Origin of the sequence: Gottfriedia luciferensis, assembly GCF_002156865.1 — a bacterium.
Classification (GTDB): domain Bacteria; phylum Bacillota; class Bacilli; order Bacillales; family Bacillaceae_G; genus Gottfriedia; species Gottfriedia luciferensis.
The window spans coordinates 46,056-71,076 of the sequence record NZ_NCTA01000004.1 but is presented as its reverse complement, the minus strand read 5'-3'; the positions used below and the strand labels follow the sequence as shown (position 1 = coordinate 71,076).

Genomic DNA, 25,021 nt, shown 5'->3' with positions numbered 1-25,021 from the left:
TTAGCAATCAGTCGTGGCTTACATGATCGTAGAAATTGATGGTTTTTTTTAAGAGTATTTCTTTCAGGAAGAAAGTGTTCTAAAAAAGAATTAATACAAAAGTATTTACAAGCAAAAAGTATGATTACTGACATTAGGGATTTACCTGACGTGTTTTGATGGAATTAATGCTTGATTAGGGAGTAACTACATCTAAAGTTACGGAACATAACATTGGTTTTTATTTTTGGTTTTCGGCAATAGTATTATTATCTACTTTGGTATTTATTAACTTAAGATTGTGTAGAAAAAGAGATAATTGAATGCAATTTTTATTCTGGTAGAATTATAGAAATTCAATTATTTTCTTATTCAACTAAAGAGAGCGATAGTTTAATAAGCTCCTTCTTAGGTAAACGATAAACGAGATTGAACAGTGTTCTAATTCTGTTCAATCTCGTTTTTAATTGGGACTACTTGTTCCTTTGCAAATCTGCGAGCAGCTACCACGCATAGTACAACGACGATATTAACTGCCACAAGTAACCAACCAACTTTCTCGTGTAGAATCAGTGAGGCAAGTAATAGTCCAAAGAAAGGTTGGAGAAGTTGTAGCTGCCCAACCGCCGCTATGCCGCCCTGCGCCAGACCTCGATACCAGAACACAAAGCCAATTAGCATACTGAATAAAGATACATAAGCAAGACTGAAGAGAGCAGGATGACCTATGTCCTTCCACGAGCCCGGAGTTAAATAGAACGAGAGTGGAATCATAAGGGGAAGAGATAGAACGAGAGCCCAAGAAATCACCTGCCAGTTCCCGAGACGATGTGAAAGTCGAGCACCTTCTGCATAACCGAGACCACATACGATGATGGATGCTAACATGAAAGCGTCACCGATTGGTGATGATTCCCCACCATGGATTAGCGCAAATCCTGTCACCAAGAAACTGCCTATAGCTGAAAAGATCCAAAAGGCTGGTCGATGTCGTTCACCACCACGAAGTACGCCAAAAATTGCCGTCGAGAGTGGAAGTAGCCCAATGAAGATAATAGCATGTGCGGACGTGACATACTGAAGGGCCAAGGCTGTCAGTAAAGGGAAACCAATCACAACGCCGAACGCCACTACCAATAGTGGGAAAATGTCGCTTCTGACAGGTCGTTTCTGCTTGAAGAGTAAAAGGAGAGCTCCTGCCAATACACCAGCTATCGCGGCGCGGCATACTGTTAGGAACAACGGATCAAAATCAGCGACAGCCAAGCGCGTCGCAGGAAGAGAACCGCTGAAGATGAGTACTCCTAGGAAACCATTAATCCAGCCTTTTGTTGCTTTATTCATTCCAATCACTCCAAATCATGTCTCTTCCCTTCCTTTTAAGGAGATAAACGTAATTAAAAAGTAAATTCTACTCTTATTCCGTGGTACCTAATTCCTATAATATGTTAATTATTGCACTTAAATGATATTTCCTTCAATAAGTCACGACTGAAATTAGCTTTAATTATTTATTTAATTAAACTGCTACTGTACAAGAAAGAGCCACCTAAAAGACTCATGATGTTGAACAACTCATGCGTTCGTTGAACAACATGATCGACTGTATAGTCGATTTTTTTATTAAGTATAAGTGATTAATTTAATATTTCGTATTCAACTATTGATTGCTTAAGTTTTACAATTTCAGGAGTCGATGATGATCGATTCATTTTAAGTATTTAGCAGAATTGAAATACTCCTATAAGGAATAATATGGTAAAATTTTAATATTACATATGAATTAATTATTAAGAAGGATGTTCGGTGTTAAAATTTTAAAAAGTGTTTTTAGTCTACTTACATTAGTTTTAGCAGTATAAGCTTTAATTACTGATAGATTTGTAGTAATGCCTTTTATGATATTCTTCTTGGGAGTAATGTTATTAGTAATGGGGTTACAAGAAAAACGAAAGCCACTAAATTATTCACTTATACTTGTATCAGGGTTTAATATATTCGTTTCTTTTTATACTTTCTTATATAACTAACGCTCGGCGTTAGTAAATAACTGTCTTATAGTACTCCTTAAGATATTTTTATCTTGGGAGTATTTTTATATATTAATATAGTTTAATGGAAAATCAGAATAAAAGTTGAGGATGGGATTATGAACAATCGAATCTTAATTGTAGAAGATGATCACTACATTAGTGAGATGATAAAGGATACTTTGGTGAAACATGGATATGCAGTTTCCACCGTCTTTGATGGTGAAGAGGCATTACAGATAGTAGAAGTACAAAATTTTGACTTAATTTTACTTGATATTATGATTCCGAAAATTGATGGGATGGAATGCTTAAAAATTATTAGAACCAAAAGTATGATCCCAATTTTAATTATGTCTGCAAAAGGAGAAGACGTCGATAAAGCGTTAGGTCTAGGGTTCGGTGCAGATGATTACATTGCAAAGCCTTTTTCAATGATTGAACTTGTCGCTAGAGTGAAAGCCATTCTTAGAAGAGAAAAACATTATATGGACTTAACCACTCAAGTCGTAAATCCGACTTACCAAGACGAAACTATTCAACTAGGTGATTTGATCATTGATATGAAAAATTATTCTCTAAAAAAATGTGGTCATGACGTAAAGCTTACGTTAAAAGAGTTTAATATCTTAAAACTCTTTATTACAAGACCAAATCAAGTATTTACAAAAGCACAGGTTTACAGCCTTGTTTGGCAAGAAGAATATTATGGTGATGAAAATGTTATTAATGTGCATATTCGACGTCTCAGAGAAAAAATAGAAGACAATCCTTCCAACCCTAAATATTTAAAGACATTATGGGGTATTGGTTATAAATTGGGTGAATTTTAACATGATTTATCTTATTGTATTTTTTCTAACAGCTTCCTTAATTTTTAATATTTATTTAGTTCAACATCAAAGAGTGGCGAATCAAGAAATTTCCTATATCAAAAAGAAGCTACAATCCATCATTGAACAACAAACTGATGGAAATGTTCTACTTTACACTAGCAACTCTCAAATGAAATCATTATTAATTCAAATCAATCGCCTCTTAGAACATAAACAGAAAACAGTGGCAAATTATCATTCTGTTGAACGCTCAATGAGAAAAATGCTCTCGAATATTTCGCACGATTTAAAAACGCCACTTACTGTCATTCTAGGTTATATTGAAATCATTTTACATGATGAAACAATTAATCGAGAAAAAGAAAAATCCTTATTACAAACTGTTCATTTAAAAGCAGAAGAGGTTTTAGGGTTAATCAATCGCTTTTTTGATCTTGTTAAACTTGAATCCAATGATGTTAATCTTGAAATGTCCAAAATTGAATTAGGAGAGATTTGCAAAAAAACAATTCTGGATTATTATGAAATACTAACAAAAAAAGAATTTGACGTATCGATTAATATTCCGAATGAACAGAATTTTATATGGGGAAATAAAGGAGCGGTTGAGCGGATTTTAAATAATTTAATTTCTAATGCTCTTCAATATGGTTCAGATGGAAAGGTAATTGGGTTACACCTAAGAAGTACAGAGGATAAGGTTTACATAGACGTCTTCGATCGAGGAAAGGGCATCTTGGAAGATGGTAAAGATCGAGTCTTTGAACGATTATACACAATGGAAGATTCAAGAAATAAGCTCTATCAAGGTAGCGGATTAGGTTTAACTATTACGAAAAGATTAGTAGAACAACTGGGCGGAAAGATTTCATTAGAAAGCATCCCCAATCACAAGACCACTTTCACCATTGAATTGAAGCGTATGACGTATTAATCGATATAGTAATAACTTAAGAATTTTGTAAGAAATGGTTAAGAGAAAAGAAAACATTCATCGATAGAATGAAATCAAATGATGAAGGAGGGAATAACATGACCTATATAATTCAAACAAATCATCTTACCAAAAAGTATAAAGGTACCACGGTCGTTTCCAATGTGAATATGAATGTCAAAAAAGGCGAAATATATGGCTTCTTAGGTCCGAACGGTGCAGGAAAAACAACCGTTATGAAAATGATTATGAACTTAATCAAACCAACGAGTGGGGAAATTATTATTTCTGGTGAAACAGTAACCCCAAAATCTTATGAAATATTGAAGCGCATGGGGAGCATTATTGAATATCCCGTTTTTTATGACAAGTTAACAGCACGGGAAAACTTAGAGTTACACTCCGATTATATGGGTTACTACAACAAAAGTGCGATTGATACGGCTCTTGACATGGTAAAACTAAAAAATTTTGAAGGAAAGGCTGTCAAAGATTTCTCTTTAGGGATGAAGCAGAGGCTTGGCTTAGCTAGAGCAATTATTACAAAGCCTGAAATCCTTATTTTAGATGAACCAACAAATGGCTTAGACCCTGTTGGAATTAAGGAATTTCGAAATCTATTTCAAATGTTAAGTAAGGATTATGGAATGACACTATTAATCTCCAGTCATATTCTTGGAGAAATCGAACAAATTGCCGATACCATCGGAGTAATCAAGGACGGAACATTAGTAGAGGAAGTATTAATGGAGACAATTCGTCTTCAAAATACAGAATATATAGAGTTAAAAACGGATGATGTAAAAAAAGCGTCATACGTCATAAAAGAATCATTGTACATAACGAATTTTAAAATACTCGATGATGTTACCATTCGTATCTATGACATAAACACGGCTCAAGGGAAGATATCTAAAACACTTGTGTTAAATGGTGTATCAGTGGAATCAATAAATAAAAAAGATAATACATTAGAAGATTATTTCTTAAAGATGATCAATGGGGGCGTTGTCCATGCTTAAACTTATTAATCTTGAAATAAAAAAATTTAAATTATGGCACTACTGGAAAGCTGTTTCTATATGCAATATCGCATTTATTGTACTTCTCAGTATGATGTTTTTTATAGAGATAGATGGTGGGAAAATACCTATTGAAAGTTTCGATATGGCGGCCAGCATAATAGGTGCATTGGTACGGACAACGTTTACAATTTTTGCATCAGTAATTATTGTGAAATTAATAATAGACGAATATAGAAATAAATCTATAGATGTATTATTCACTTATCCGATTAAACGCAAAAAAATTATTTCCGCAAAGTTAACAATCGTTTTTATATTTACTTTTGTCAACGTTTTGTTTTCAACATTATTTCTAGAAGGCCTTGTTAATTTAGCGGACGCGAATTTTAATATTCTACCGGGAGCGATCCAATTAGAAGATATCTCAAGACATTTATTGACTGCTTTTATGAATGCTATTGCGACAGCGGGTATCAGTCTTATTCCTCTGTTCTTTGGTATGCATCGTAAATCGTCGGCTGCAACCATTGTATCTTCAATTCTTATCGCTACAATTTTGAATTCAACAAGTGAGGACTTTACCTTATTTTCAATTTTAGCAGTTCCTTTATCACTAGGATTGTTCGGTTTGTATATCGGATACTATTCAATTCGAAACATAGAAAAGAAAGATTTAGTCTAATTCATTAATGAAACATTTCTAATAATAGCATGGGAGTTTCAACTAGTTGGAAACAATTCTTTATTACGTTAGTAATTGTTGTGATAATAATATATATTTTCAAACCATTTAACTAACATATGGGATTTTCTTATTAAACTAAAGATTGCGTTAGTTGAACAACATTTAGAGGATAATCATTTGATTATCCTCTATTTTTATTAAAAAGGACTAATTGACTGTAAAAAAGAATAATAAAAAGAAGGTACGTGAAAAGTTTTAAATTTGAAGAGAGGTGGGGATTCGTGAAAGTACACGATTGTCCTAATTGTAATACCTATAGTAGAGATTGTATTATTGTCATCCATAATGCTCCGAACTTTTCGGAAGAGATTTTAAAGTGCAGTATTTGTTCCTGGAGCGGTAAGTGGTCGGACATGACAGTGCGGGAAGTTAAATTGCCGGAGATTCCAGGCGGAATAGCGATCCCTGACGTTGAACCAATTACTGATTATTATGTACTCCATTCAGCTCAAATTAGAATTACTTATACAGGAGGGTGTTGCCCTCATTGTGGTGGAAGTGATCCGTTATGCTGGTGCATGACGTTATAAACGATTAGCGTCAGTCTCTAACTCGAAGTTCGATCGAGAGCAAAGTCCCAACTAGCCCAAATCATGCTTCTACAAATAGGGGGCGAACTGTTTAGTTAACGTGGTCAAAGCCCCACCAATGCAACGTTCTACCCCGGTTACCATAATAATAAGACCAAATGTAAAATGGTCATCCAGTATAAACTGGATGACCTTATAATACGAACGATTGCTTTAGTTGAACAATGTTGGACTACTTCGGTAGTCTTTTTTTAGTTGATAGATTATAAAGTAAAAAAAGGAAAGAGGAAGATCAACTTTTTTATTGAATAAATAAATGAGATGGAATAATTTGTAAAATATTGGAAAATGTTTGTTTTCTAGAATGGTAATTAAAATTAATTTAGACTTCAAAGGAGACTTTTATGGGGAATTCTGGTGATTCTTTATTTTATATAACAATTTTTATCTTATTATTTATTATTAATAGTAGTGCTATTAAACAATATAGAAAGAAAAACAGTAACTTAATGTTATTAGGTTTATTAATTAGCATTCTTGCACCAGCGATTGCATTCTTAATAGGCATTATTTTTGTGAAATTAGATAAGGGTACTAGAGGAGACGGAGTTGGTGGAGCTCTAGCATCAGTAGCTTTAGGATGGGTAATTGTATTAAATGGAATAATATATATTGTAATTGGTTTTACACTTAAAATAAAAAGTGCGATCAATAATAGAAAAACTTTATAAAGACACGACTTTATTAAAATATATATAAAATAATAGTTTCAGATGCTTAAGAAAACCCCATTTCAAAAGTAAAATGGGGTTTTTCTTTTCAGTGAGTTTAAGATTTAATAAAATATTATGTATCAAAAAGTTAAATAACTATTTTCAAAATCTCTTCATAAACGCTTAAAATTTATAACTGATTTGTCTGATTTGCCAACTCATCTGAGTGAGTTATTCGGTTTCTACCAATGTTTTTTGAAGTGTATAAAGCCCCGTCAGCTTTATTTAAAATGGATTGTTCGGTATCTATATTAGTAAAGGTAGAAGCTCCTATACTAACAGTTATATGGAAATTATTCCAATGACCATTATCCACGGCTAATCGCAATTTTTCGGCTGCTTTCTTTGCACCTATTTTATCAGTATTAGGCAATATAATTGCAAATTCTTCTCCACCAAAACGGGATATGACGTCAACCTTCCTAGAAACTGATTGTAGGATATTAGCTACTTCAACTAATGTTTGATCACCGACAAGATGTCCAAAATTATCATTTATCTGTTTAAAGTAATCAATATCTATTATTAGGAGTGAAAAGATTTTTTGTTGTTTGAAGTATATGTCGATACTATTCGATAAGCTTTCTTGAAAGAATCGTCTATTCTTTAAACCAGTTAACATATCCGATGTTGCCATTAATTTTAATTTTGTATTTAAAGAGATTAATTCATTTTGTTTAAGTTGATTATCCTGGAATAAAACTTCTAATTTATCTATAGCGTTGTCTTTTTCAATAATCGTTTCTTCCAGTTTCATTTTTATATCTCTTATTTCTTTTTCGTATTGAATTCTTTTACTTGCATTAATTAAAATACAATCAATGTATTCGATTTTATTATCTGTATAAGATCTTGCATTTAATAATATAGGAATTTCTTGCCCATTTTTTGCGATAATGGACAGAAACATTTCTTCCAAGAAATTATATAAACGTATATGAGGGTAAAAATACGTATGCAATAAAAACTTGTTTTTATTTGAAAGTATTGACTCAAGATGCTTATCTAACAATTCTTCTTTTTTATAATCTAGTAAATTCAAAAGTGTTTGATTAACAGTTTTTATCACACCATCGCTAGAAAGAGTAATGTACCCACATGGAGCAAAGTTTAATTGATTATCCATTTATTAGCCTCCACTCTTTCTTCTTCTTTTAAAGAAACAAAGGCATCTATTAGATCGATAGTTTCATTTGGATGACTTAGATGTGGATAATGTCCTTTTGCATTCATTAATATAAATGTACTTGTAGGCAGATGGTTATATAAGTATTTTCCAACCTCTATTGGGGCAATACTATCCTCAGAACATTGCATGATCAAAACAGGAACAGTTACCTTTGATAAATCTTCTCGATGATCAGAGAATAAAGTAACTTTCGCAAATTGCTTTGTAACAAAAGGGTCGGTTGATCGAAAACTTTTCTCCAATTCATTTGTTAATTGGTGTTGTTCTGGATTATTTAATGCAATTGGAGCAAGATAACTAGCCCAACCAACGAAATTCATTTCCATCATATCTAGTAACTCTAAAATATCATTCTCCTCAAATCCACCATAATATTTAGGTAAATCATTTAAGTACCTTGGGGATGGTCCTATCATTATTAGTCTGCTAAATATATCATTATCTTTAATTGAAGCAAGCATACCAATCATTGAACTTACGGAGTGTCCTACAAATATTGCATTCCTTAATTCTAGCTCATCACATATTTCTAATAAATCTTTAGCATATCCTAGGAGATTACTGTATCTATCAATGTCGTAAGCTTTAATGTCAGAATTACCTGAACCAACATAATCAAATAAAACTACGCGATACTTTTTTTCAAAATGTGGAACAATATATTGCCACATATCTTGATCACAGCCTAATCCATGAGCAAAGATAATTGTTTTTTCACCGTGACCTTTAATTTTTACATTATTTCTTTCAATGGTGTTCATTTTCATAAAGTATTGGCTCCTCTCTATTACATTTGTACTTTAATCTAAATTGAACAGATAAATATTTAGATTATTAAAATACCAATTTATTTAAATGTGAGATTTTTTAATGAGTGAGGTAATGTTTACAGTAAATTAGGAGAGACAAATCAAAAACTTAATATTATAAGTTATAAAGCTTTAGTGATTGGTAGGCAGTATTCCTCTTAAACATTCGAAATATATTAACTACAGGCATATAATGAAATGCAAAAAAGAACTATATCTTGAATGATGTCTGGAGTTATACCGGCATTAGGGGCATGTTTAAAATCTTTATCTTCTTAAATTGATTTGTATTTTTTCATATCTTCTGCAAGCTATTTGAAATGCATGTAACTTACAGAAATACACTTTATGGATTTTGAAATTTTATTTATAGTAGCTTATCCAAAAATTCTTGGTTCACGGATTGTAACTTTTTTATTGTATTTCTTATAAATTTTATCGGACAAAAAATAAAATGATTTAAGTGGAAAATTTCAAAGTAACAAATACATGGTTTGGGTAAAGAATTTTTAATCATTGCACGCGTTAGTTGAAGATCAAATGCAGGCAAGGCTGTTCTATTTTTATTAAAGTAATCGGGAATTTAGTTGAACAAGGAAAGAGGAGAAAACAAATTTTTATAGAATTAGTAATTGCAAAAAATTAGTAAAAATTATTTTTCGAATGGACATACAATTATTTTTAATTTTTTACCGGAGGTTTTTATGGGAGAAGTATTATTTAATTTAGGAGGATCAAGTGAAGAATAAAAATACATTAAAAATGGTAAACTGGGTTATTTTTATCCTAGTCATGTTTGTAGGGGCTGTTACGGTAATCCTCACAGTCTATGAATTAAATATTAGAGCTCTTACCACTTTTGGTGAAGAGGCACAATCTCGTATGGAATTTCGTTGGGGCTTTTTACATACAATCATTTCGATTGCAATATTGGTCATTTCGACTTCATTAGCAATAGGTTGGAAACGATTATTTCCTTTTAACGTACCTATTGCTATAATAATGGCTGGCTTTTGTTATGAATTATTTTTTCTAACATTCACCGTTGGATGGGTTGGTATTCAAGGGATGGTTGGTTTTTTTATCGCTTTCTTAATAGGGATGATTTTAATAATATCTTATTTCGTTTCGAATCTAATTGAACGTAGTAAGAACATTAAAGCTTAACTTATTCCTTTTTCTTATTCAACTAACACATGTGTTATTTAAAAATGAAGAGTCACAGAAGTGGCTCATTTTTTATGAAATAACTGACAGAGTATTTTATAAAAATGATATAATTTTAGTTAAATAAATGGATATTAGAGGGACTTATGTTAAAATCTACAATTTTACAATCTATTATTTTTTCATTAACTATTCATGTAATACTTGTCCTAAGTAACTTCAAGTTGATCTTAGGTTTATTCCAATCAAAACCTAAAGATGATTTTTCTTTTAATGATAGTTACTTTATTGCTTATCATAGTATTTTCGAGGATTATCCAATTATAGCAATGGTTTTATGGATAACAATTACTTTTGTTTTACTTGCATTACTTTATGTGATCGGAAAATGGATCTGTTTAAAATTTATTTTTACCTTTTTCAACTAACGCTAGAGTAAGTTGAACTAGAAAACGCAAATGATTATGATGGAAAGCATCTGTTTAAGGTTCAAATTATTAGTTTTAGAAAGGTAGTAACTAAATGGGAAAAGCAAGGTTTAGGGATAAAGGAGAATGGATTGGTACTTTTTATAATCAGATTCTGATAGAATGTCCACAATGTAAAAAGGGTACAAGAATAACCTGGGTGGCTAATAAATCGAAACAAAAGTTAGTTTGTCAAAAGTGTGGAATTGTTTATGTATCGAACTCAATAAGTAACATCGGTGGAGAAGAAAGTTTGTGGTTACAGACACATTGTTGTGGCAAAACACTATGGGCATACAATAAAGAGCATCTAGATTTTTTAGAGAACTATGTTAGAGCAAGTTTAAGAGAGCGTGTGCCTAAAATTAATAGTAGTTTAGCGAGTAGATTACCTAATTGGATCAAGAGCGCTAAAAATAGAGAAGAGATTTTAAAAGGAATTACTAAACTAAGAAAAAAATTGAAGGATATATAAATTAATATTTAACAATTTAAAGTATATTACAGGCCATTTATTCTTTTAGTAATTCTTTTAGTAATTTAGCAATGATAGTTTTTGCCGGTGGTGTATTTTTAAATCTACGTATAGAAGTATTTGATTGACAATTCAATGAATTTAAACTATTATCTCATTAGTTGATTAATAATTGAATATTCGTTTTTCTTCTTATCGAGAGAGGTGGAGGGACTGGCCCTTTGAAGCCTCGGCAACAGGTTCTATTGAATACTGTGCCAATTCCAGCAAGCAAATCGCTTGAAAGATGAGGGGAGAGTAAAAAAACTCTCTTCTTTGGAAGGGAGTTTTTTTATTTATTCATAAAACCAACTTAATCTATAGGAAAACTGGATTATTATAATAGTGGAGGAGAGAGTAAAAATGAAATATGGTTTTTGGTTACCAATATTTGGTGGGTGGCTACGAAATGTAAAAGAAGAAAATATGCCTCCAACATTTGATTATGCTAAAAAGCTCACTCAATCGGCTGAAAAATGGGGATACTCAACTACTTTAATAGCTGAATTGTATTTAAATGATATTAAAGGACCTGAACATGATTCTCTTGAAGCTTGGTCTACGGCAGCCGCAATTGCAGCAGTCACTGAAAGAATTGAAATTATGACTGCGATTCGTCCTGGTTTTCATAATCCTGCAGTTGCAGCAAAAATGGCAGCAAATATTGATCAAATAAGTAATGGCCGTTTTACTCTAAATATTGTTTCTGCTTGGTGGGCAGATGAAGCTCGTCAATATTGTGGTATTTTTACTGAACATGATGAGCGTTATGCTCGTACCGAGGAGTTTATTGATGTTCTAAAAGGATTATGGACTGAAGAAACATTCAACTATTCAGGAAAATTTTATGAGTTAATCGACACGAAACTTGCTCCGAAACCTGTTCAAAAACCCAACCCGATTCTTTATGCAGGTGGTGAAAGCGAAAAAGGCAAGCAAACCATTGCAGAAAAATGTGATGCTTATGTTATGCACGGTGGAACAGTTGAAGAGATTGAACGGAAAATTGCTGATATGAGGGTACGCCGTAAACAAATTGGGAAGGAGCCATTTAGATCTTTCGGTATGGCTGCTTACGTTATTTGCCGTGATACAGAAGAAGAGGCGTTGGCTGAACTTGAAAAAATCACAACTGTGATGGATTCTAGCGGTTATACTGGTTTTAAAGACTTCACTACAAAATCTCAATTAGAGCAACAAATCCAATTACAGGATTATTCAGTTTCGAATCGAGGTCTGCGACCAAACTTAGTTGGAACACCAGAGCAAATTGCAGATCGAATTTTAGAATATGAAGAAGTTGGCTTAGACTTATTGTTATTACAATTTTCACCTCAATTAGATGAAATGGAACGCTTTTCAAAGCAGGTAATGCCATTAGTTGAACAAAAACGTAGTTTAATAAATAGCTAAGAAGGGGTCATAAAAATGAGCAAAGTATATGTAATACATGAAAATAGTGAGTGGACAGTCCATTTAACAAAAAGATTAGAGGAACTTGGTGTTCCTTATGAAGAATGGCATTTAGACGAAGGAACATTAGATTTATCGACAGAACCACCGGAAGGAGTCTTCTATAGCCGAATGAGTGCTTCTTCTCATACACGTGATCATCGTTTTGCAGCTGAATTTACTGTGCAAGTATTAGCTTGGCTTGAAGCACATGGGCGTACTGTGTTAAATGGAACGAGCGCTTTAAATCTAGAAGTTAGTAAGGTTTTACAATACTTAAAGCTAAACAAGTATGGTGTTAAGACGCCAAAAACTATTGCAGCGGTTGGTAAACAAAATATTATTAAGGCAGCCGAATCATTTGCAGGACAGTCGTTTATTACGAAGCATAATCGTGCCGGTAAAGGCTTAGGAGTTCAATTATTCCATAGTATAGAATCTTTAAAAACTTACGTGGAAGGACCTACTTTCGAAGAACCAGTTGATGGCATTACCCTTATTCAAGAATATATTAAATCTCCTGAAAGTTACATAACTCGTTGTGAGTTTATAGGAGGAAACTTTGTTTATGCCGTTAAAGTTGATACTTCCGGGGGATTTGAACTTTGCCCAGCGGACGTTTGTCAAATTGGCGATTTATTCTGTCCGGTTGGAGAAGAAGTAGAAGAGAAGCCTAAATTCCAAATCATTGAAGGGTTTGAAGACGAAATTTTAGATAAATATAAAGAGGTTCTATCTAGCAATGGTATTCAAGTTGCTGGCATCGAATTTATTAGAAATTCTGAAGGTGAAATTTTTACTTATGATATCAATACAAATACGAACTATAATTCTGATGCAGAAGCAAAAGCTGGAAAATACGGAATGCTAGAATTAGCTTCTTATTTAAAGAAGATATTAGAAGAGAAATACACTAAAACAACTACGGCTTAATTTGTTGAAGTAGTAACGAAAATGAAAAAGTATAAAAACTAGAAATTAAAAAGGAATTTCACTTTGAAATTCCTTTTTTGATCTTCAACTAACGGAAGCGTCGGTTGAATTTCAGAGTCACAGTTGTGGCTCTTTTTTTGAAGAAATTGACGATATTAACGGATAAAAAGGGTTCAATTAATTTTTGTAGAATATGTTAAGTAATATAACTGGGAATAAATCATAATAGAAAATGAGTTTGTCCTATCGAGGTGTTACTATTGGATTACAGTTTCGTTATTGGAATAGTGCTTCTAATGGTTTCTTACTTAGTAGCTGTGAAAAAACAAACATGGTTGTTAGCTGGTTTTAATGAAAAAATGATTAAAAACAAATCCAAGTTAGGTACAGTAACTGGTGTTGGCTTTTTTCTACCACTAAGCTTGTTAGTAATCATAAATAGTTTTATCGACTATCCTTATGAGAAAACGGTTCTTATAATGATAATGTTAATCTTAATAACCATAGTGTACATTTTTATTAATAGAAAGTTACTTGATTAATTCAACTAACGATTGCGTTAGTTACATAAAAATAGACTGCTTATGCAGTCTATTTTTTATTTGCTAACTTGAAGTTAAGTTAATTAAAAAAGGTAAAATTTGGATTTAAATAGAATTCATTTAATAGAAGTTTTTAAAGTTAACAAGTCACAGGGGTGTAAATATGAAAAAAATACTAATTTCATTTTCAATTTTAGTTATATTCATTTTCATTTTTGTTTATTTATTGAAGTCACCAAAATGGTCAGGGACAACAAAAGACGGAAATATTAAAGCAGTTTTGTATGAGACTCAAGAAGGAAGTGCAAAAGTTTATGATGGTGAACTATATTGGGTAGGTAAAAAAAGTGAAGAAAACAAAGCGACAATAACATATACTGCATATATAGAAAATGGAAAAACTAAAGCTTCTTCTAAGAAAAATTCAAACGTCAAAGATAACAGTTTTGTAATTGCAACCAATAAACCTAGGGATACTGAAAAAATAGAAGTATTGGTGGAGTATAAGTATAAAAATAAGACACATAACGAATTAATTCAACTTCATAAAAAATAAGAAGAGTTAGTGGTGTTTGTTTAGTTGAACAGCAAAATTGATTCTATTGAAGGGGATTTGCAGAAATGGATTTCGAAATAATAAGGAAAGTGTTAGAAAGTGATAATGTTCAAGAAGCAGAAAATATATTGGAAGAAATCGGAGAAAAGAAACAAAAAAATTGTATCCAACTTCTCATTGATCACTTAAAGAATACAGATAATCATAGGTTAAGAAATGCAATTGCAATTACTCTTAGCGATATTGGTAGTGAAGAAGCTATTGAGCCTCTAAGAGAAATGATAAATGACCCTAAAACATTGGGAAGTCGGGGTACTTTGTTTTACGCATTGACACCTTTTGATTGTTCTGCACACTTAGAAGTGTTAGTTCACCACCTGTTAACGGGAAATTTTGAAGTCCAAGCAAACTCGTTTCGATTAATCGAAAAAAATATTAATTCTGATGTAAAAGATGAAGTAATATTAAAATGTATTTTAAAAGTAAATGAAGAACTGTATGGACATAAGCGACTGCAGGACATACTTTCAGATGCTTTAGAAATATTAACTTCATAAAAAAATAAATGAAAATTAGAAACGTTAAGCAACTAACGATAGCTTGAGTTGAACAACAAGATCGGCTGTATAGTCGATTTTTTTAATGCACTAAGTTGCAGAATAGTTCAATAAGAAAAGGGATATTCAATTTAAAATTGAATATTAATTTGGTATACCAATTTATAAAAAAATACATTAAAAAGTAAGTCTCAGGGAGAAATAAAATATGGAAGAAAAAACTTATAGAATCATTAAAACACTTTGTTTACTTATAGGTGTTGGGGCTTTAATTTACATAGGAATTCAATTAAGTGATATTAAAGAACATCTTTGGGATATTGTTCGTGTGATGGCGAATTCTTAAACATATTATCTACTAACGGTAAGCTTTAGTTGTATATTTTTACCAGATTATTATGGAGAAAATTTGGATGCATTTAATGACTGTTTAAGTGATATGACTTCTGAAAGAACTGGTATTGTATTAGAATTTAGAAACTATGAAGAGTTTGCTAAGAAGGACAAATATGCTGCACATTCAATTTTAGATATCATTCAAATTAATTCTTGGAGATTTCTACTTGTGGATGATAACCTTAAACTCCTTGCTTTTGTACATTCAAATGACCCAGAGATTGATTTCCCAGATTTAGGTGGTTTTTCTGCTGAATGGAATCCCGATGAATGGTTAGATAAAAGCCGCGGACTATAAAAGAAATATTTGTTATTAGTTTGTTGTTCAACTAACGATTGCGAGAGTTGAACAAAGAAAAGATGGAACTTCGTGTTGAACGAAGTTCCTTTTAATTTTTACTCTAACGGACGCTCAGCAGGGTAGTCGATTGAATTAGCAATATTAACTAATACTTCAGGGGTAACGATATTAGCTACCCTTAAATCAATACTTAAATTATATTGCCAACCTTCTCTTTCAAAAAACAAAGCATTAGAGCCAAAATATTCACTTTTGTTATTAGGATTTTGGATTTTACCAAACTCAATTAGTGTGGCGGTTTTTCCATTCTTTAATCTGTAAGTTCCAAGAACGTTCCTACCTTTGATTTCCCACTTTTGTTCAGTTGGTCGAATAATAATTCTGTAATGATTTTTAGGTACTTTATCGTTTAATGCATCCAAGATAAAACAATCATTCATTCCATCATTCGTATGTTGAAATCTTCCGAAATAATGAGTAAAGCTAATAGGTGGGACCCTTAATGGCAACTTTAATGGTTGTTTAAAATAATGTTTAAATTCAAGAGCTGCTGATTCTATCGATTTGTATCCACTTTTAGGATAGAACTCTTCAAATGGTTTGGGTTTCTCGGACGTTTTAGCACTTACTATACCATTAAAATAGAAAAGAGTAACCACAAAAATCATCGCTATGCTAGTAGATTTCATCAAATTTGTTATTCACTACCTTCCCGTATATTAGGAGTAGTATTTCCAAGATGTTTTGTATTAATTTAATAGAAATAATAAGTTCTTATTTAACTATCGATTGCGTTAGTTGAACAAAATCAGGAGTCGATGATGATCGATTCTTCTTAAGTATTTGGCAGTTAGTAGAAAAAAGATAAACCTAAAAATGTTTCGTAAGAAGATACTAAATCAAACGTGGAAGCTTTTTAATATCAAAAGATGATTGTAAATTGGGAGGGGATTTATAGGTTTTTAAGTGCGTGTGATTTATTAACTTCACTTCAGGTCCATAAGAAATCCGATAAGTCATTCGGTCCTTGCCGAATGGAACGTGGTGTCCACCATCGTATTAATCATACTAAGTAGAATGAGTGGTTGTAAATCTATTAAGTTTACTTCACTTTAGTAAAAATTTAAGAAATATACACAATCCTATCATTTCAATGAACATATATTAATTTAGTAGACAAGCAATTTCTAAATATAAGGAGTAGAGTTTAAAGTATTTTCTAAGAAAATAATAGTAAGTGGGAGTGATCTATTGAATACAGAGGGGAAACATCTCATTATTGATGCTTTTGAATGTCAGTCTGATATTTTAAATGATGCAGAGGGGTTAAAAAAATTATTAACTAAAGCAATAGAAAATTTAGGTATGGAAATTATTTCAGTTCATTTCCATTCTTTTTCACCACAAGGTGTTACGGGGGTGATTGGTATTTCAACTTCACACTTTTCAATTCATACTTGGCCAGAAGAAAGATATGCTGCCTTAGATCTGTATACATGTGGTAATCAAGAACTATGGCCAACAATTAAAGATATTCTATACAAATTAAAGGCGAGAAGGATCCAAGTAAATGAGTTAGTTCGGGGTGGTAAGTTAAATAATTCACCAAAATTAAGAAGACTGACCCCAATCACAATGACAGTAAAAAGAGGAACAGTTCAGGAGCTTTTTCAAGTTGAAGATGATAAAGGTAACGATTGGGACAATATTCAATTAAAGGAATTAAGTAATGGCAATCATGATGTACTTTTTCATGGAACTAGTCAATTCCAAGATATTTTTTTAGTTAAAGCGAATGATATACGTTTGTATTTAAATCAAGAGTTACAGTTTAGTTCATTAGATGAAAAGTATTATCACGAAGCATTAGTTTTCCCGGCAATGGAGATGGCAGCATCCCATAAACGTGTTCTTATTTTAGGTGGTGGAGATGGACTTGCATTACGTGAAGTACTTAAGTATCCTAATGTAAAACATGTAGATTTAGTTGATATTGATCCTTTGATGATTCAAATTGCTAAAACCCAACCAGTCTTATTGGAATTAAATAATCGTTCGTTTTTGGACAAGCGTGTAAATGTTCATAATGAGGATGCCAAGATATTTATAAAAGGTAATCATGAGCAATATGATGTGATTATCATTGATTTTCCAGACCCAGTCGATTCTATTTTAAGTAGTTTATATACTAAAGAACTATTCAATCAAGTTTCAAGCCTCTTATCAAAGAACGGAGCGTTAGTTTGCCAATCTAGTTCTCCAGAAGATACACCAATAGCATTTTGGAGTATTGCTAGGACTTTGGAAAAGGCAGGCTTATACACTCTCCCGTACAATATTGTTGTTCCTTCCTTTGGATTATGGGGATTTCATTTAGCGACACATCGAAAAATCGCTAATAATTTATCGAAAATCTCTGTACCTCACAATGCACTTGCTAATAACCTCAAACCTTTGTTTATCATTCCATCTAATGTTTTGTCCTCAGAAAAGAAAGCGATTATTAATAGCTTAGTTAACTTAAGATTACATGAGGTATATCAACAAGAAATAAAAAAATGGTTTAAATAGAAATATCTTAAGTTATGTACAAACTACGATTAAATAGGAAAATAAGTATAAAAAAGGGTTGAGTTAATCTGAACCTGCTTTATCTTTAACTTTTTCAAGCATTATTTCATAGAAGTAATGCTTTTTTAAGTGACCTCCGCTGTTTAGTCGATTTTTTTATTTAAAAAGGTAAATCCTCCAAATTACTAAAGTTGTTACGTTAGGTATCATTTAACTATTACTATTTCTTCTATTAACGGAGGTGTTATTATGATTTGGACGTTATTGATAGATGTTATCTTGTTGTTGTTGACAATTACTTATTTTGTTAAAACCTTTTTAATAGGATTTAAGAATAATATGACTTTTAAAGAAATTATTAAATCAAATTTCACATTTATGTTATTTTTTTTACTTATTCTTTATCCTATAATCATCAAGGATTTTATCCGATATTTATTAAAATAAGGCTCTGTTAATGTTAATTGTTGATAATTTACAAAACACATTTTTGAGAAAGATTTTATACAATTTAGAGACATTGATTGGAGTGGAAGGTGGGAGACTCCTATGGGAGTAAGACCCCGCAGGCTTGCCGAGGAGGCTAAAGCCTCACTCCCCATGGAAAGCGAGCATCCTGTAACGGAAATCATCAACATTCTTTTTTAACAGAGCCTAAAATAAAAAAAATGATGTAAAAAATATTATTTGGAAACTAGTATAATTTCAAACTCTTATACAACTAACGCATGCGTTAGTTACACATCAAAAGCAACTATACTTGCTACAAAGGAATCTAAAGGAGAAAAGTGTAGATGATGAGATGGGAAAATGTAACACAAGGTATTTTAATAGTAATATTACTAATAGTGCTTGATAAAATAACGGTTTCTTTTTGGTTCGAAGTAACCTTAGTGATAATGATACTTTCTACAATCCATTGTTTTGCATCTAAAATAAAATTCTTCCAGAAACCAGTATCAAAGAAACGAGGCTGGTTAACTTTTACATTAGCAACTACTCTAATTATAGTCTTTAAAGATGTTATTTTGAAATAGACAACATATTTCTTGTATCTCTAACATATGCGTTAATTCTATAAAAAGGAAGTATACGACTGTATGAAAACAATAAAAGAACTTATTGAGTTTTTAAATGTACTAGAAATAAAAAGCATATTTATCGATTAAATAAAACAAGAGATGAAAGTATTATGGTAGAAGTCACAGTACCTGGACAACGTTGGGAAATAGAAATAATGAATGATGGTACGATAGAAATTGAAAAGTTTATTAGTGATGGGGATTTTTATGATGCAATAGAATTAGAGGTTTTGATCAAAGAATTTTCGAATTAAAGAATTCTATATGTAACTAACGCATGCGTTAGTTGAAGATCAGGAGTACCTAATTGGTACTCTTTTTTTTTTGTCCTAAATGGCAGGGTAGTTCAATAAAAAAAGGTAATTTCATTTGGAGAAACGAAATATTATAAGTATCAATTTAAAGGAATTTAGTGATGTAAATTCCACAAACTTTTAAGTAAATGGGAGATATGTACATGATAGAAGTTCAAGGGAAATTTAACTCTGCAAAAATATTTACAGAAATTGTAGATGAAGTAACAATAGCCCAAGTTATTGAAATGTGTAATCAAAAATCTTTTAGTAATGGTCAAATCCGTATTATGCCAGATTGTCATGCTGGAAAAGGTAGCGTAGTAGGTACTACTATTCAGGTAGGTGAATCTGTAGTTCCAAATGTTGTAGGTGTAGATATCGGTTGTGGCATGCTAACAACAAAATTAATGAATATAAAAAAAGTTGATTTTGATAAGTTGGATAAAGTTATTCGTAATCATGTGCCGCATGGTTTCAATGTAAATTCCAAGGAGCACTCTTATATCAAAAATGTACCAATTGATTCAATGAAATGTTTAGATCAATTGAAAAATCGTCAACGAATTAACTTATCGCTATCATCTCTCGGTGGTGGAAATCATTTTATTGAATTAAATGAGGATGAAAATGGTAATTTTTATTTAGTTATCCATTCAGGTTCACGTAATTTAGGAAAACAAGTAGCTGAACTATACCAAGAAGAAGCTATAGCTAGTTTATTTACATCAAAAGAAGAAATTCAAAATGCAATAAATTCATTGAAGGCTGAAGGTCGTTTTCAAGAAATCGCCTCAACAATTTCAAATTTAAAAGGAAGAAAAACAGAACAAGTTCCAAATGAATTAGCTTTTTTAAAAGGTCAAAGTCGAAATTATTATCTTAATGATATGAACATTGCTCAAATTTTTGCTTCATATAATCGTAAAGCAATGGCAGAAACAATTTTCCGTCATATGGAATGGGAAGTAGAAGATCAGTTTGAAACAATTCATAACTACATTGACGTTGATAAAAATATGCTTCGTAAAGGCGCAGTTTCAGCAGAAAAAGGGGAAAAAATTTTAATTCCTATGAATATGCGTGATGGATCGATAATTGCAGTTGGGAAAGGGAATGAAGATTGGAATCATTCTGCCCCACATGGAGCTGGAAGATTAATGAGTCGTAAAAAAGCAAAAGAAAATATTGATTTTGTTGATTTTGAAGAGGCGATGAAAAATGTGTGGTCAACATCTGTAACTGAAAATACGATTGATGAAAGTCCATTTGCTTATAAGCCAATGGAGCAAATTATTAATGCAATTAAACCAACTGCTGAAATTGTTAAATATTTAAAACCAGTATATAATTTTAAATCTTCATAAAGCAGACTTTTACTTTTTAGTCTAGTCTAAGAAAAAACTTAATAAAATTAAACTTTAAAAAAGGTTGATGGCTAAATTTAGAGTTTCAAGATTTTAATGGACATCTAGTTTAAGGGTTGCACTTTAAATCAGCTCGTGATCTGTAACTAACGCATAAGCTAGTTCTATAAGTTTAAGAAAAACAAAAAGAGGATGATCATAAATCGATCGTCCTCTTTTTTACTAGCCTTATCCTATCATAAAACCATTTAACTAAATATCCAAAGATGAAAATATCTGCTTAATGAACAGATTTAACGATCCCGTTCACCAGTCCGTTCACAATACTTTGCTGGTAGCTTTTGGTTGATAGTCGTTTGTCTTCTGTTGCATTGGACATAAAGCCCATTTCAACTAGTACAACCGGTGTCTTCGACCAATTAAAGCCTGTTAAATCACTTCGAGGGACTAGACCGTCTCCGTAGCCTTTTTTCGCTTTTGTTATGCGTATCGTTTCTGTTAACAGAGTTTTCGCGATCGTTTCGCTAGTCTTGTTAATACTTTTTGTATAAGTACCAGATGGGTACAACAGGGAAAGACCTTGTGTATTTTTGTTCGTACTGCCATCAGCATGAATACGTATCGTTAAAGCGGATTTTGCGTTATTACAAATTGTTGCTCGGTCAATATTACTTAGGTTTACATCATGCTTCGTTCTTGTCATGACTACGTGGAAATTCTTTTTTTCGAGCGCTTTTTGTAACTGCAGCGCCACTTCTAAATTCAGCTCATATTCATATTTTTTGGTCGCAACACCTCGTGTACCAGAGGTCACTTTCGCTTTTTTCACCTTTGATCCAGGTGCGATTGGTTCGGTCTGAAGGTTTTGCTTTTTTTGATGTCCTGCATCAATACAAATCGTTTTTTTTGGTGTAGGATTTGTTATTGCTTCGGTCGAATGAACAAAGGAAGTTCCAAATATTCCAATGATGGAAGCAGCTAAGATGATTTTTTTCATATGATTCTCCCAAAATAATTTTTATTATGTATAAGACACATGTACTATTGTAACAGAAACCAGAAAAAGAAAGGGAGTGTTTTTCTTATTGCGGAATAAAAAAAGGCAGATTAGTCTAATAAGAAATGATAAAATAGTAAGTCTATATTACTAATTTTTTAAAAAAACTGAATTATATTGACAATTATTAAATTGATTGATATGGTTATAAAAAAAATATTTCTTATCCAGAGAGGTGGAGGGACTGGCCCTATGAAGCCTCAGCAACAGGTCTGCTTAAGTAGACACTGTGCTAATTCCAGCGGGTGATAATCCTGATAGATGAGAGCTTCCGTTTTTATTTGTCAGTAGCGCACTCTTTTTTAGAGTGCGTTTTTGTTTTTTCTGGATAGTAACTAAAGGAGAGTAGTAATGGGGAACAAAAATGGGCAAGAATTTCAAAGGAACATGCAAGCACGTCATTTAGTCATGCTATCACTTGGTGGGGTGATTGGAACTGGCTTATTCTTAAGCTCGGGCTACACTATTCAACAAGCTGGCCCGTTTGGAACAATTCTATCCTATCTGATTGGTGCGTTAGTGGTTTATCTAGTTATGCTATGTTTAGGAGAGCTTTCCGTACATATGCCTGAAACGGGCTCATTTCACAGTTATGCAGTTAAATACATTGGACCGGGTACAGGGTATACAGTAGCCTGGTTGTATTGGTTAACTTGGACTGTTGCTTTAGGTTCTGAATTTACAGCCGCAGGATTACTTATGAAGCGATGGTTTCCATCGATTAGTGTTTGGATATGGAGTGCTATTTTTGCTATTTTGATCTTTGTATTAAATGTCATGACTGTTAAATTTTTCGCCGAATCCGAATTTTGGTTTTCATCGATAAAGGTTATAGCTATTGTGATTTTTATTGTTTTAGGAGCAGCGGCAATGATTGGGTTTCTTCCAATGAGTCATTCAAAAGCAGCACCGTTATTTTCTAATTTTACAAGTGGAGGCTTATTTCCTCATGGTGCTACGGGTATTATAATGACCATGCTTGCGGTTAATTTTGCTTTTTCGGGAACAGAATTAATAGGCATTGCAGCTGGAGAAACCGCGAATCCGGAAAAAATGATACCTAAGGCCATTCGAACTACTTTGTGGAGATTGATTATCTTTTTTGTAGGAACGATTTTTGTTTTATCTGCGTTATTGCCTATTTCCGATGCTGGTGTATTAGAGAGCCCTTTTGTTGCAGTTCTAGAACGAATTGGAGTACCATATTCAGCTGACATAATGAATTTCGTTATTTTAACAGCTATTTTATCTGCGGCAAACTCAGGCCTTTATGCCTCTTCTAGAATGCTTTGGTCGCTTGCTAATAAGAATACAATATCTCCGATTTTTGGAAAAATGACGAAGCAAGGTGTTCCAATCAACGCTGTCATTTTCAGCATGGTGGGTGGAGCTTTGGCTTTGCTCTCAAGTATTGTGGCACCAGATACTGTCTATATCGTACTTGTTTCCATTTCCGGTCTAGCAGTAGTTGTAGTTTGGATGAGTATTAGTGCTTCCCAGTTCCTATTTCGCAGACAATTTTTAAAAGAAGGAAATTCTGAAAAGGACTTGATTTATCGCACACCACTGTATCCATTCGTACCAATTGTATCTTTTATCCTTTGTCTGGCTTCGTGTATTGGAATTGCATTCGATCCAACACAGAGAATTGCCTTATATTGCGGCATACCGTTTATTTTATTTTGCTATGGAAGTTATTATTTAACAAATAATTTAAAAAAGAGGGGCGTAGATTATGTCGAACAAAGTCAATCCAATTGAAGCTATTTTATCCCAACATTCCATTATGATTCTTGACGGAGCATTAGCTACAGAATTGGAGGCGCGTGGATGTAATTTGGACGATCCCCTTTGGTCAGCACGTGTGTTACTAGAAAATCCGGAACTTATCTATCAGGTTCATTCGGACTATTTTCGTGCTGGTGCGGACTGTGCCATAACAGCAAGCTATCAAGCTACTATAAGTGGTTTTTCATCGCGTGGAATACAAGAACAGGAAGCTTTAGAATTAATTAAGAAAACGGTGTTACTTGCAAGAAAGGCAAGAGATGATTTTTGGAAGGAAAATAAGCAAACGAATAGGCCAAAACCATTGGTTGTTGCATCGGTTGGGCCGTACGGGGCTTACCTTGCAGATGGTTCAGAGTATGTAGGCAACTATGGTGTGACAGATAAAACATTAGCAGACTTCCACCGTTCGAGAATGTCAGTGTTAATTGAAGCAGGTGCAGATCTATTGGCATTTGAAACAATCCCTTCTCTGCAAGAAGCAAGAGTATTAGAAACATTATTACGTGAGTATCCAGAAACATATGCGTGGCTTTCCTTTTCGTTAAAAAATGAACAAGAGATTAGTGAAGGCATGAAACTCGTAGAGTGTGCACGAGTTTTTGAGAAAAGTGAACAAATTGTAGCGATAGGCATCAATTGTGCGCCAGTAACCGTTGTGACTGGTGCAATACAAGAGTTGAAGGCAAACACAAGAAAACCGATTATTGTTTATCCAAACTCTGGTGAAACTTATAATCCAGAAACAAAAACATGGCATGGTCATGAACAATGTAACGTGTTAGATATTCAATCTGAAGAATGGTACCAAGCAGGTGCACGTTTAATAGGTGGATGCTGCAGAACGACACCTTATCACATTGAGGAGATATCGAACAAGTGGCGCTCTTCTAAGTATGGATCCAATTAAAGGTGAACTTATTTATTTGTAATTTAAGTTAACGAAGAGGTTAATTAAGTTATTCAAAAAATAGTTCATATTGCTGAAAGCTATTCAACTAACGTAAGCGTTTGTTGAAGTTCAAGAGCAGCCATTGGCTGCTTTTATATTTGGAAGTTAGTTCAATAAGGAGTATTAAATTAGTGGATATTTTTGGTAAAATATTAGGTGGAGAAATAATATATTGC

The 25,021-nt window shown here is 32.6% G+C and carries 28 protein-coding genes and 2 riboswitches; of the genes, 23 read left to right on the top strand and 5 right to left on the bottom strand.

Going from position 1 to position 25,021, the window contains the following annotated elements; all coding sequences use genetic code 11:
• Positions 1 to 420: 420 nt before the first annotated feature.
• Positions 421 to 1,323: a DMT family transporter gene (locus B7R67_RS04960; RefSeq protein ID WP_088068133.1), complete on the bottom strand. Its 903-nt coding sequence runs from the start codon at positions 1,321 to 1,323 to the stop codon at positions 421 to 423.
• A 545-nt stretch (positions 1,324 to 1,868) separates the two neighbouring features.
• Here B7R67_RS04960 and B7R67_RS22810 point away from each other — a divergent pair.
• From B7R67_RS22810 to B7R67_RS04925, 7 genes are all read left to right on the top strand, one after another.
• On the top strand, positions 1,869 to 2,009 hold the full coding sequence (locus B7R67_RS22810; protein WP_088068131.1) for a DUF3953 domain-containing protein: 141 nt from the start codon (positions 1,869 to 1,871) through the stop codon (positions 2,007 to 2,009).
• 119 nt (positions 2,010 to 2,128) lie between these two features.
• A complete protein-coding gene (locus B7R67_RS04950) occupies positions 2,129 to 2,842 on the top strand; it encodes a response regulator transcription factor (RefSeq protein WP_088068129.1) in 714 nt (237 codons plus the stop codon).
• A 1-nt stretch (position 2,843) separates the two neighbouring features.
• Positions 2,844 to 3,779 (top strand): sensor histidine kinase, encoded by a 936-nt coding sequence (locus B7R67_RS04945; RefSeq protein WP_088068127.1) that lies wholly within the window; start codon positions 2,844 to 2,846, stop codon positions 3,777 to 3,779.
• Positions 3,780 to 3,877: 98 nt separating this feature from the next.
• Positions 3,878 to 4,801 carry an ABC transporter ATP-binding protein gene (locus tag B7R67_RS04940; protein ID WP_088068125.1) on the top strand — a complete coding sequence of 308 codons (924 nt, stop codon included), beginning with the start codon at positions 3,878 to 3,880 and terminating at the stop codon, positions 4,799 to 4,801.
• Complete coding sequence (locus B7R67_RS04935) at positions 4,794 to 5,486, top strand: ABC transporter permease (RefSeq protein ID WP_158095030.1); 693 nt, start codon at positions 4,794 to 4,796, stop codon at positions 5,484 to 5,486. Before B7R67_RS04940 ends, B7R67_RS04935 begins: the two co-directional genes overlap by 8 nt.
• 416 nt (positions 5,487 to 5,902) lie before the next feature.
• Complete coding sequence (locus B7R67_RS22035) at positions 5,903 to 6,079, top strand: hypothetical protein (RefSeq protein WP_158095029.1); 177 nt, start codon at positions 5,903 to 5,905, stop codon at positions 6,077 to 6,079.
• Between the two features lie 404 nt (positions 6,080 to 6,483).
• Complete coding sequence (locus B7R67_RS04925; RefSeq protein WP_088068120.1) at positions 6,484 to 6,810, top strand: ABC transporter permease; 327 nt, start codon at positions 6,484 to 6,486, stop codon at positions 6,808 to 6,810.
• Positions 6,811 to 6,982: 172 nt separating this feature from the next.
• On the opposite strand, the gene B7R67_RS04920 is transcribed toward B7R67_RS04925, so the two are convergent.
• Both B7R67_RS04920 and B7R67_RS04915 read right to left on the bottom strand, forming a co-directional pair.
• A complete protein-coding gene (locus B7R67_RS04920; RefSeq protein WP_088068118.1) occupies positions 6,983 to 7,978 on the bottom strand; it encodes a GGDEF domain-containing protein in 996 nt (331 codons plus the stop codon).
• Positions 7,963 to 8,808: an alpha/beta fold hydrolase gene (locus tag B7R67_RS04915; RefSeq protein WP_088068116.1), complete on the bottom strand. Its 846-nt coding sequence runs from the start codon at positions 8,806 to 8,808 to the stop codon at positions 7,963 to 7,965. Before B7R67_RS04915 ends, B7R67_RS04920 begins: the two co-directional genes overlap by 16 nt.
• 780 nt (positions 8,809 to 9,588) lie before the next feature.
• Between B7R67_RS04915 and B7R67_RS04910 the strand changes: the two genes are divergently transcribed.
• The 10 genes from B7R67_RS04910 (at position 9,589) to B7R67_RS04870 (ending at position 15,732) form a co-directional block, all read left to right on the top strand.
• Positions 9,589 to 10,017, top strand: coding sequence for an RND transporter (locus tag B7R67_RS04910; protein WP_088068114.1), 429 nt, complete (start codon positions 9,589 to 9,591; stop codon positions 10,015 to 10,017).
• Between the two features lie 146 nt (positions 10,018 to 10,163).
• On the top strand, positions 10,164 to 10,445 hold the full coding sequence (locus B7R67_RS04905; protein WP_088068112.1) for a hypothetical protein: 282 nt from the start codon (positions 10,164 to 10,166) through the stop codon (positions 10,443 to 10,445).
• Positions 10,446 to 10,539: 94 nt separating this feature from the next.
• Positions 10,540 to 10,959 (top strand): hypothetical protein, encoded by a 420-nt coding sequence (locus tag B7R67_RS04900; RefSeq protein WP_088068111.1) that lies wholly within the window; start codon positions 10,540 to 10,542, stop codon positions 10,957 to 10,959.
• Positions 10,960 to 11,148: 189 nt separating this feature from the next.
• A riboswitch (SAM riboswitch) is annotated at positions 11,149 to 11,252 on the top strand.
• Positions 11,253 to 11,361: 109 nt separating this feature from the next.
• A complete protein-coding gene (locus B7R67_RS04895; protein ID WP_088068109.1) occupies positions 11,362 to 12,411 on the top strand; it encodes an LLM class flavin-dependent oxidoreductase in 1,050 nt (349 codons plus the stop codon).
• A gap of 15 nt (positions 12,412 to 12,426) precedes the next feature.
• The gene (locus tag B7R67_RS04890) at positions 12,427 to 13,383 is read left to right on the top strand and encodes an ATP-grasp domain-containing protein (protein WP_088068107.1); all 957 of its coding nucleotides are present in this window, start codon (positions 12,427 to 12,429) and stop codon (positions 13,381 to 13,383) included.
• Positions 13,384 to 13,643: 260 nt separating this feature from the next.
• Entirely contained in the window at positions 13,644 to 13,925 is a 282-nt protein-coding gene (locus tag B7R67_RS04885) for a DUF3784 domain-containing protein (protein ID WP_088068105.1), read from the top strand.
• A 163-nt stretch (positions 13,926 to 14,088) separates the two neighbouring features.
• On the top strand, positions 14,089 to 14,481 hold the full coding sequence (locus B7R67_RS04880; protein WP_088068103.1) for a DUF4944 domain-containing protein: 393 nt from the start codon (positions 14,089 to 14,091) through the stop codon (positions 14,479 to 14,481).
• A gap of 65 nt (positions 14,482 to 14,546) precedes the next feature.
• Positions 14,547 to 15,038, top strand: a complete 492-nt coding sequence (locus B7R67_RS04875; protein WP_088068101.1) for a HEAT repeat domain-containing protein — start codon at positions 14,547 to 14,549, stop codon at positions 15,036 to 15,038.
• 208 nt (positions 15,039 to 15,246) lie between these two features.
• On the top strand, positions 15,247 to 15,384 hold the full coding sequence (locus tag B7R67_RS22030) for a hypothetical protein (protein ID WP_158095028.1): 138 nt from the start codon (positions 15,247 to 15,249) through the stop codon (positions 15,382 to 15,384).
• Between the two features lie 33 nt (positions 15,385 to 15,417).
• Positions 15,418 to 15,732 (top strand): barstar family protein, encoded by a 315-nt coding sequence (locus B7R67_RS04870; RefSeq protein ID WP_088068099.1) that lies wholly within the window; start codon positions 15,418 to 15,420, stop codon positions 15,730 to 15,732.
• Positions 15,733 to 15,830: 98 nt separating this feature from the next.
• On the opposite strand, the gene B7R67_RS04865 is transcribed toward B7R67_RS04870, so the two are convergent.
• Positions 15,831 to 16,427 carry a hypothetical protein gene (locus B7R67_RS04865; protein WP_088068097.1) on the bottom strand — a complete coding sequence of 199 codons (597 nt, stop codon included), beginning with the start codon at positions 16,425 to 16,427 and terminating at the stop codon, positions 15,831 to 15,833.
• A 559-nt stretch (positions 16,428 to 16,986) separates the two neighbouring features.
• On the opposite strand from B7R67_RS04865, the gene speD reads away from it, so the two are divergent.
• The 4 genes from speD to B7R67_RS04840 all read left to right on the top strand — a co-directional run bounded on the left by speD (position 16,987) and on the right by B7R67_RS04840 (position 21,048).
• Positions 16,987 to 18,306 carry an adenosylmethionine decarboxylase gene (speD, locus tag B7R67_RS04860; protein WP_088068095.1) on the top strand — a complete coding sequence of 440 codons (1,320 nt, stop codon included), beginning with the start codon at positions 16,987 to 16,989 and terminating at the stop codon, positions 18,304 to 18,306.
• Between the two features lie 794 nt (positions 18,307 to 19,100).
• Positions 19,101 to 19,343, top strand: coding sequence for a hypothetical protein (locus tag B7R67_RS04850; RefSeq protein ID WP_088068092.1), 243 nt, complete (start codon positions 19,101 to 19,103; stop codon positions 19,341 to 19,343).
• Between the two features lie 155 nt (positions 19,344 to 19,498).
• Positions 19,499 to 19,642: a hypothetical protein gene (locus B7R67_RS22455; protein ID WP_235822092.1), complete on the top strand. Its 144-nt coding sequence runs from the start codon at positions 19,499 to 19,501 to the stop codon at positions 19,640 to 19,642.
• Positions 19,643 to 19,845: 203 nt separating this feature from the next.
• Positions 19,846 to 21,048 carry an RtcB family protein gene (locus B7R67_RS04840; RefSeq protein WP_088068090.1) on the top strand — a complete coding sequence of 401 codons (1,203 nt, stop codon included), beginning with the start codon at positions 19,846 to 19,848 and terminating at the stop codon, positions 21,046 to 21,048.
• Between the two features lie 280 nt (positions 21,049 to 21,328).
• On the opposite strand, the gene B7R67_RS04835 is transcribed toward B7R67_RS04840, so the two are convergent.
• Complete coding sequence (locus tag B7R67_RS04835; protein ID WP_088068088.1) at positions 21,329 to 22,045, bottom strand: N-acetylmuramoyl-L-alanine amidase family protein; 717 nt, start codon at positions 22,043 to 22,045, stop codon at positions 21,329 to 21,331.
• A gap of 220 nt (positions 22,046 to 22,265) precedes the next feature.
• Positions 22,266 to 22,373: riboswitch (SAM riboswitch) on the top strand.
• 83 nt (positions 22,374 to 22,456) lie between these two features.
• Between B7R67_RS04835 and mmuP the strand changes: the two genes are divergently transcribed.
• Positions 22,457 to 23,866 (top strand): S-methylmethionine permease, encoded by a 1,410-nt coding sequence (gene mmuP, locus B7R67_RS04830; protein ID WP_088068086.1) that lies wholly within the window; start codon positions 22,457 to 22,459, stop codon positions 23,864 to 23,866.
• Positions 23,841 to 24,803, top strand: a complete 963-nt coding sequence (mmuM, locus tag B7R67_RS04825; RefSeq protein ID WP_088068084.1) for a homocysteine S-methyltransferase — start codon at positions 23,841 to 23,843, stop codon at positions 24,801 to 24,803. The genes mmuP and mmuM overlap by 26 nt, the downstream gene beginning before the upstream one ends.
• Positions 24,804 to 25,021: the final 218 nt, after the last annotated feature.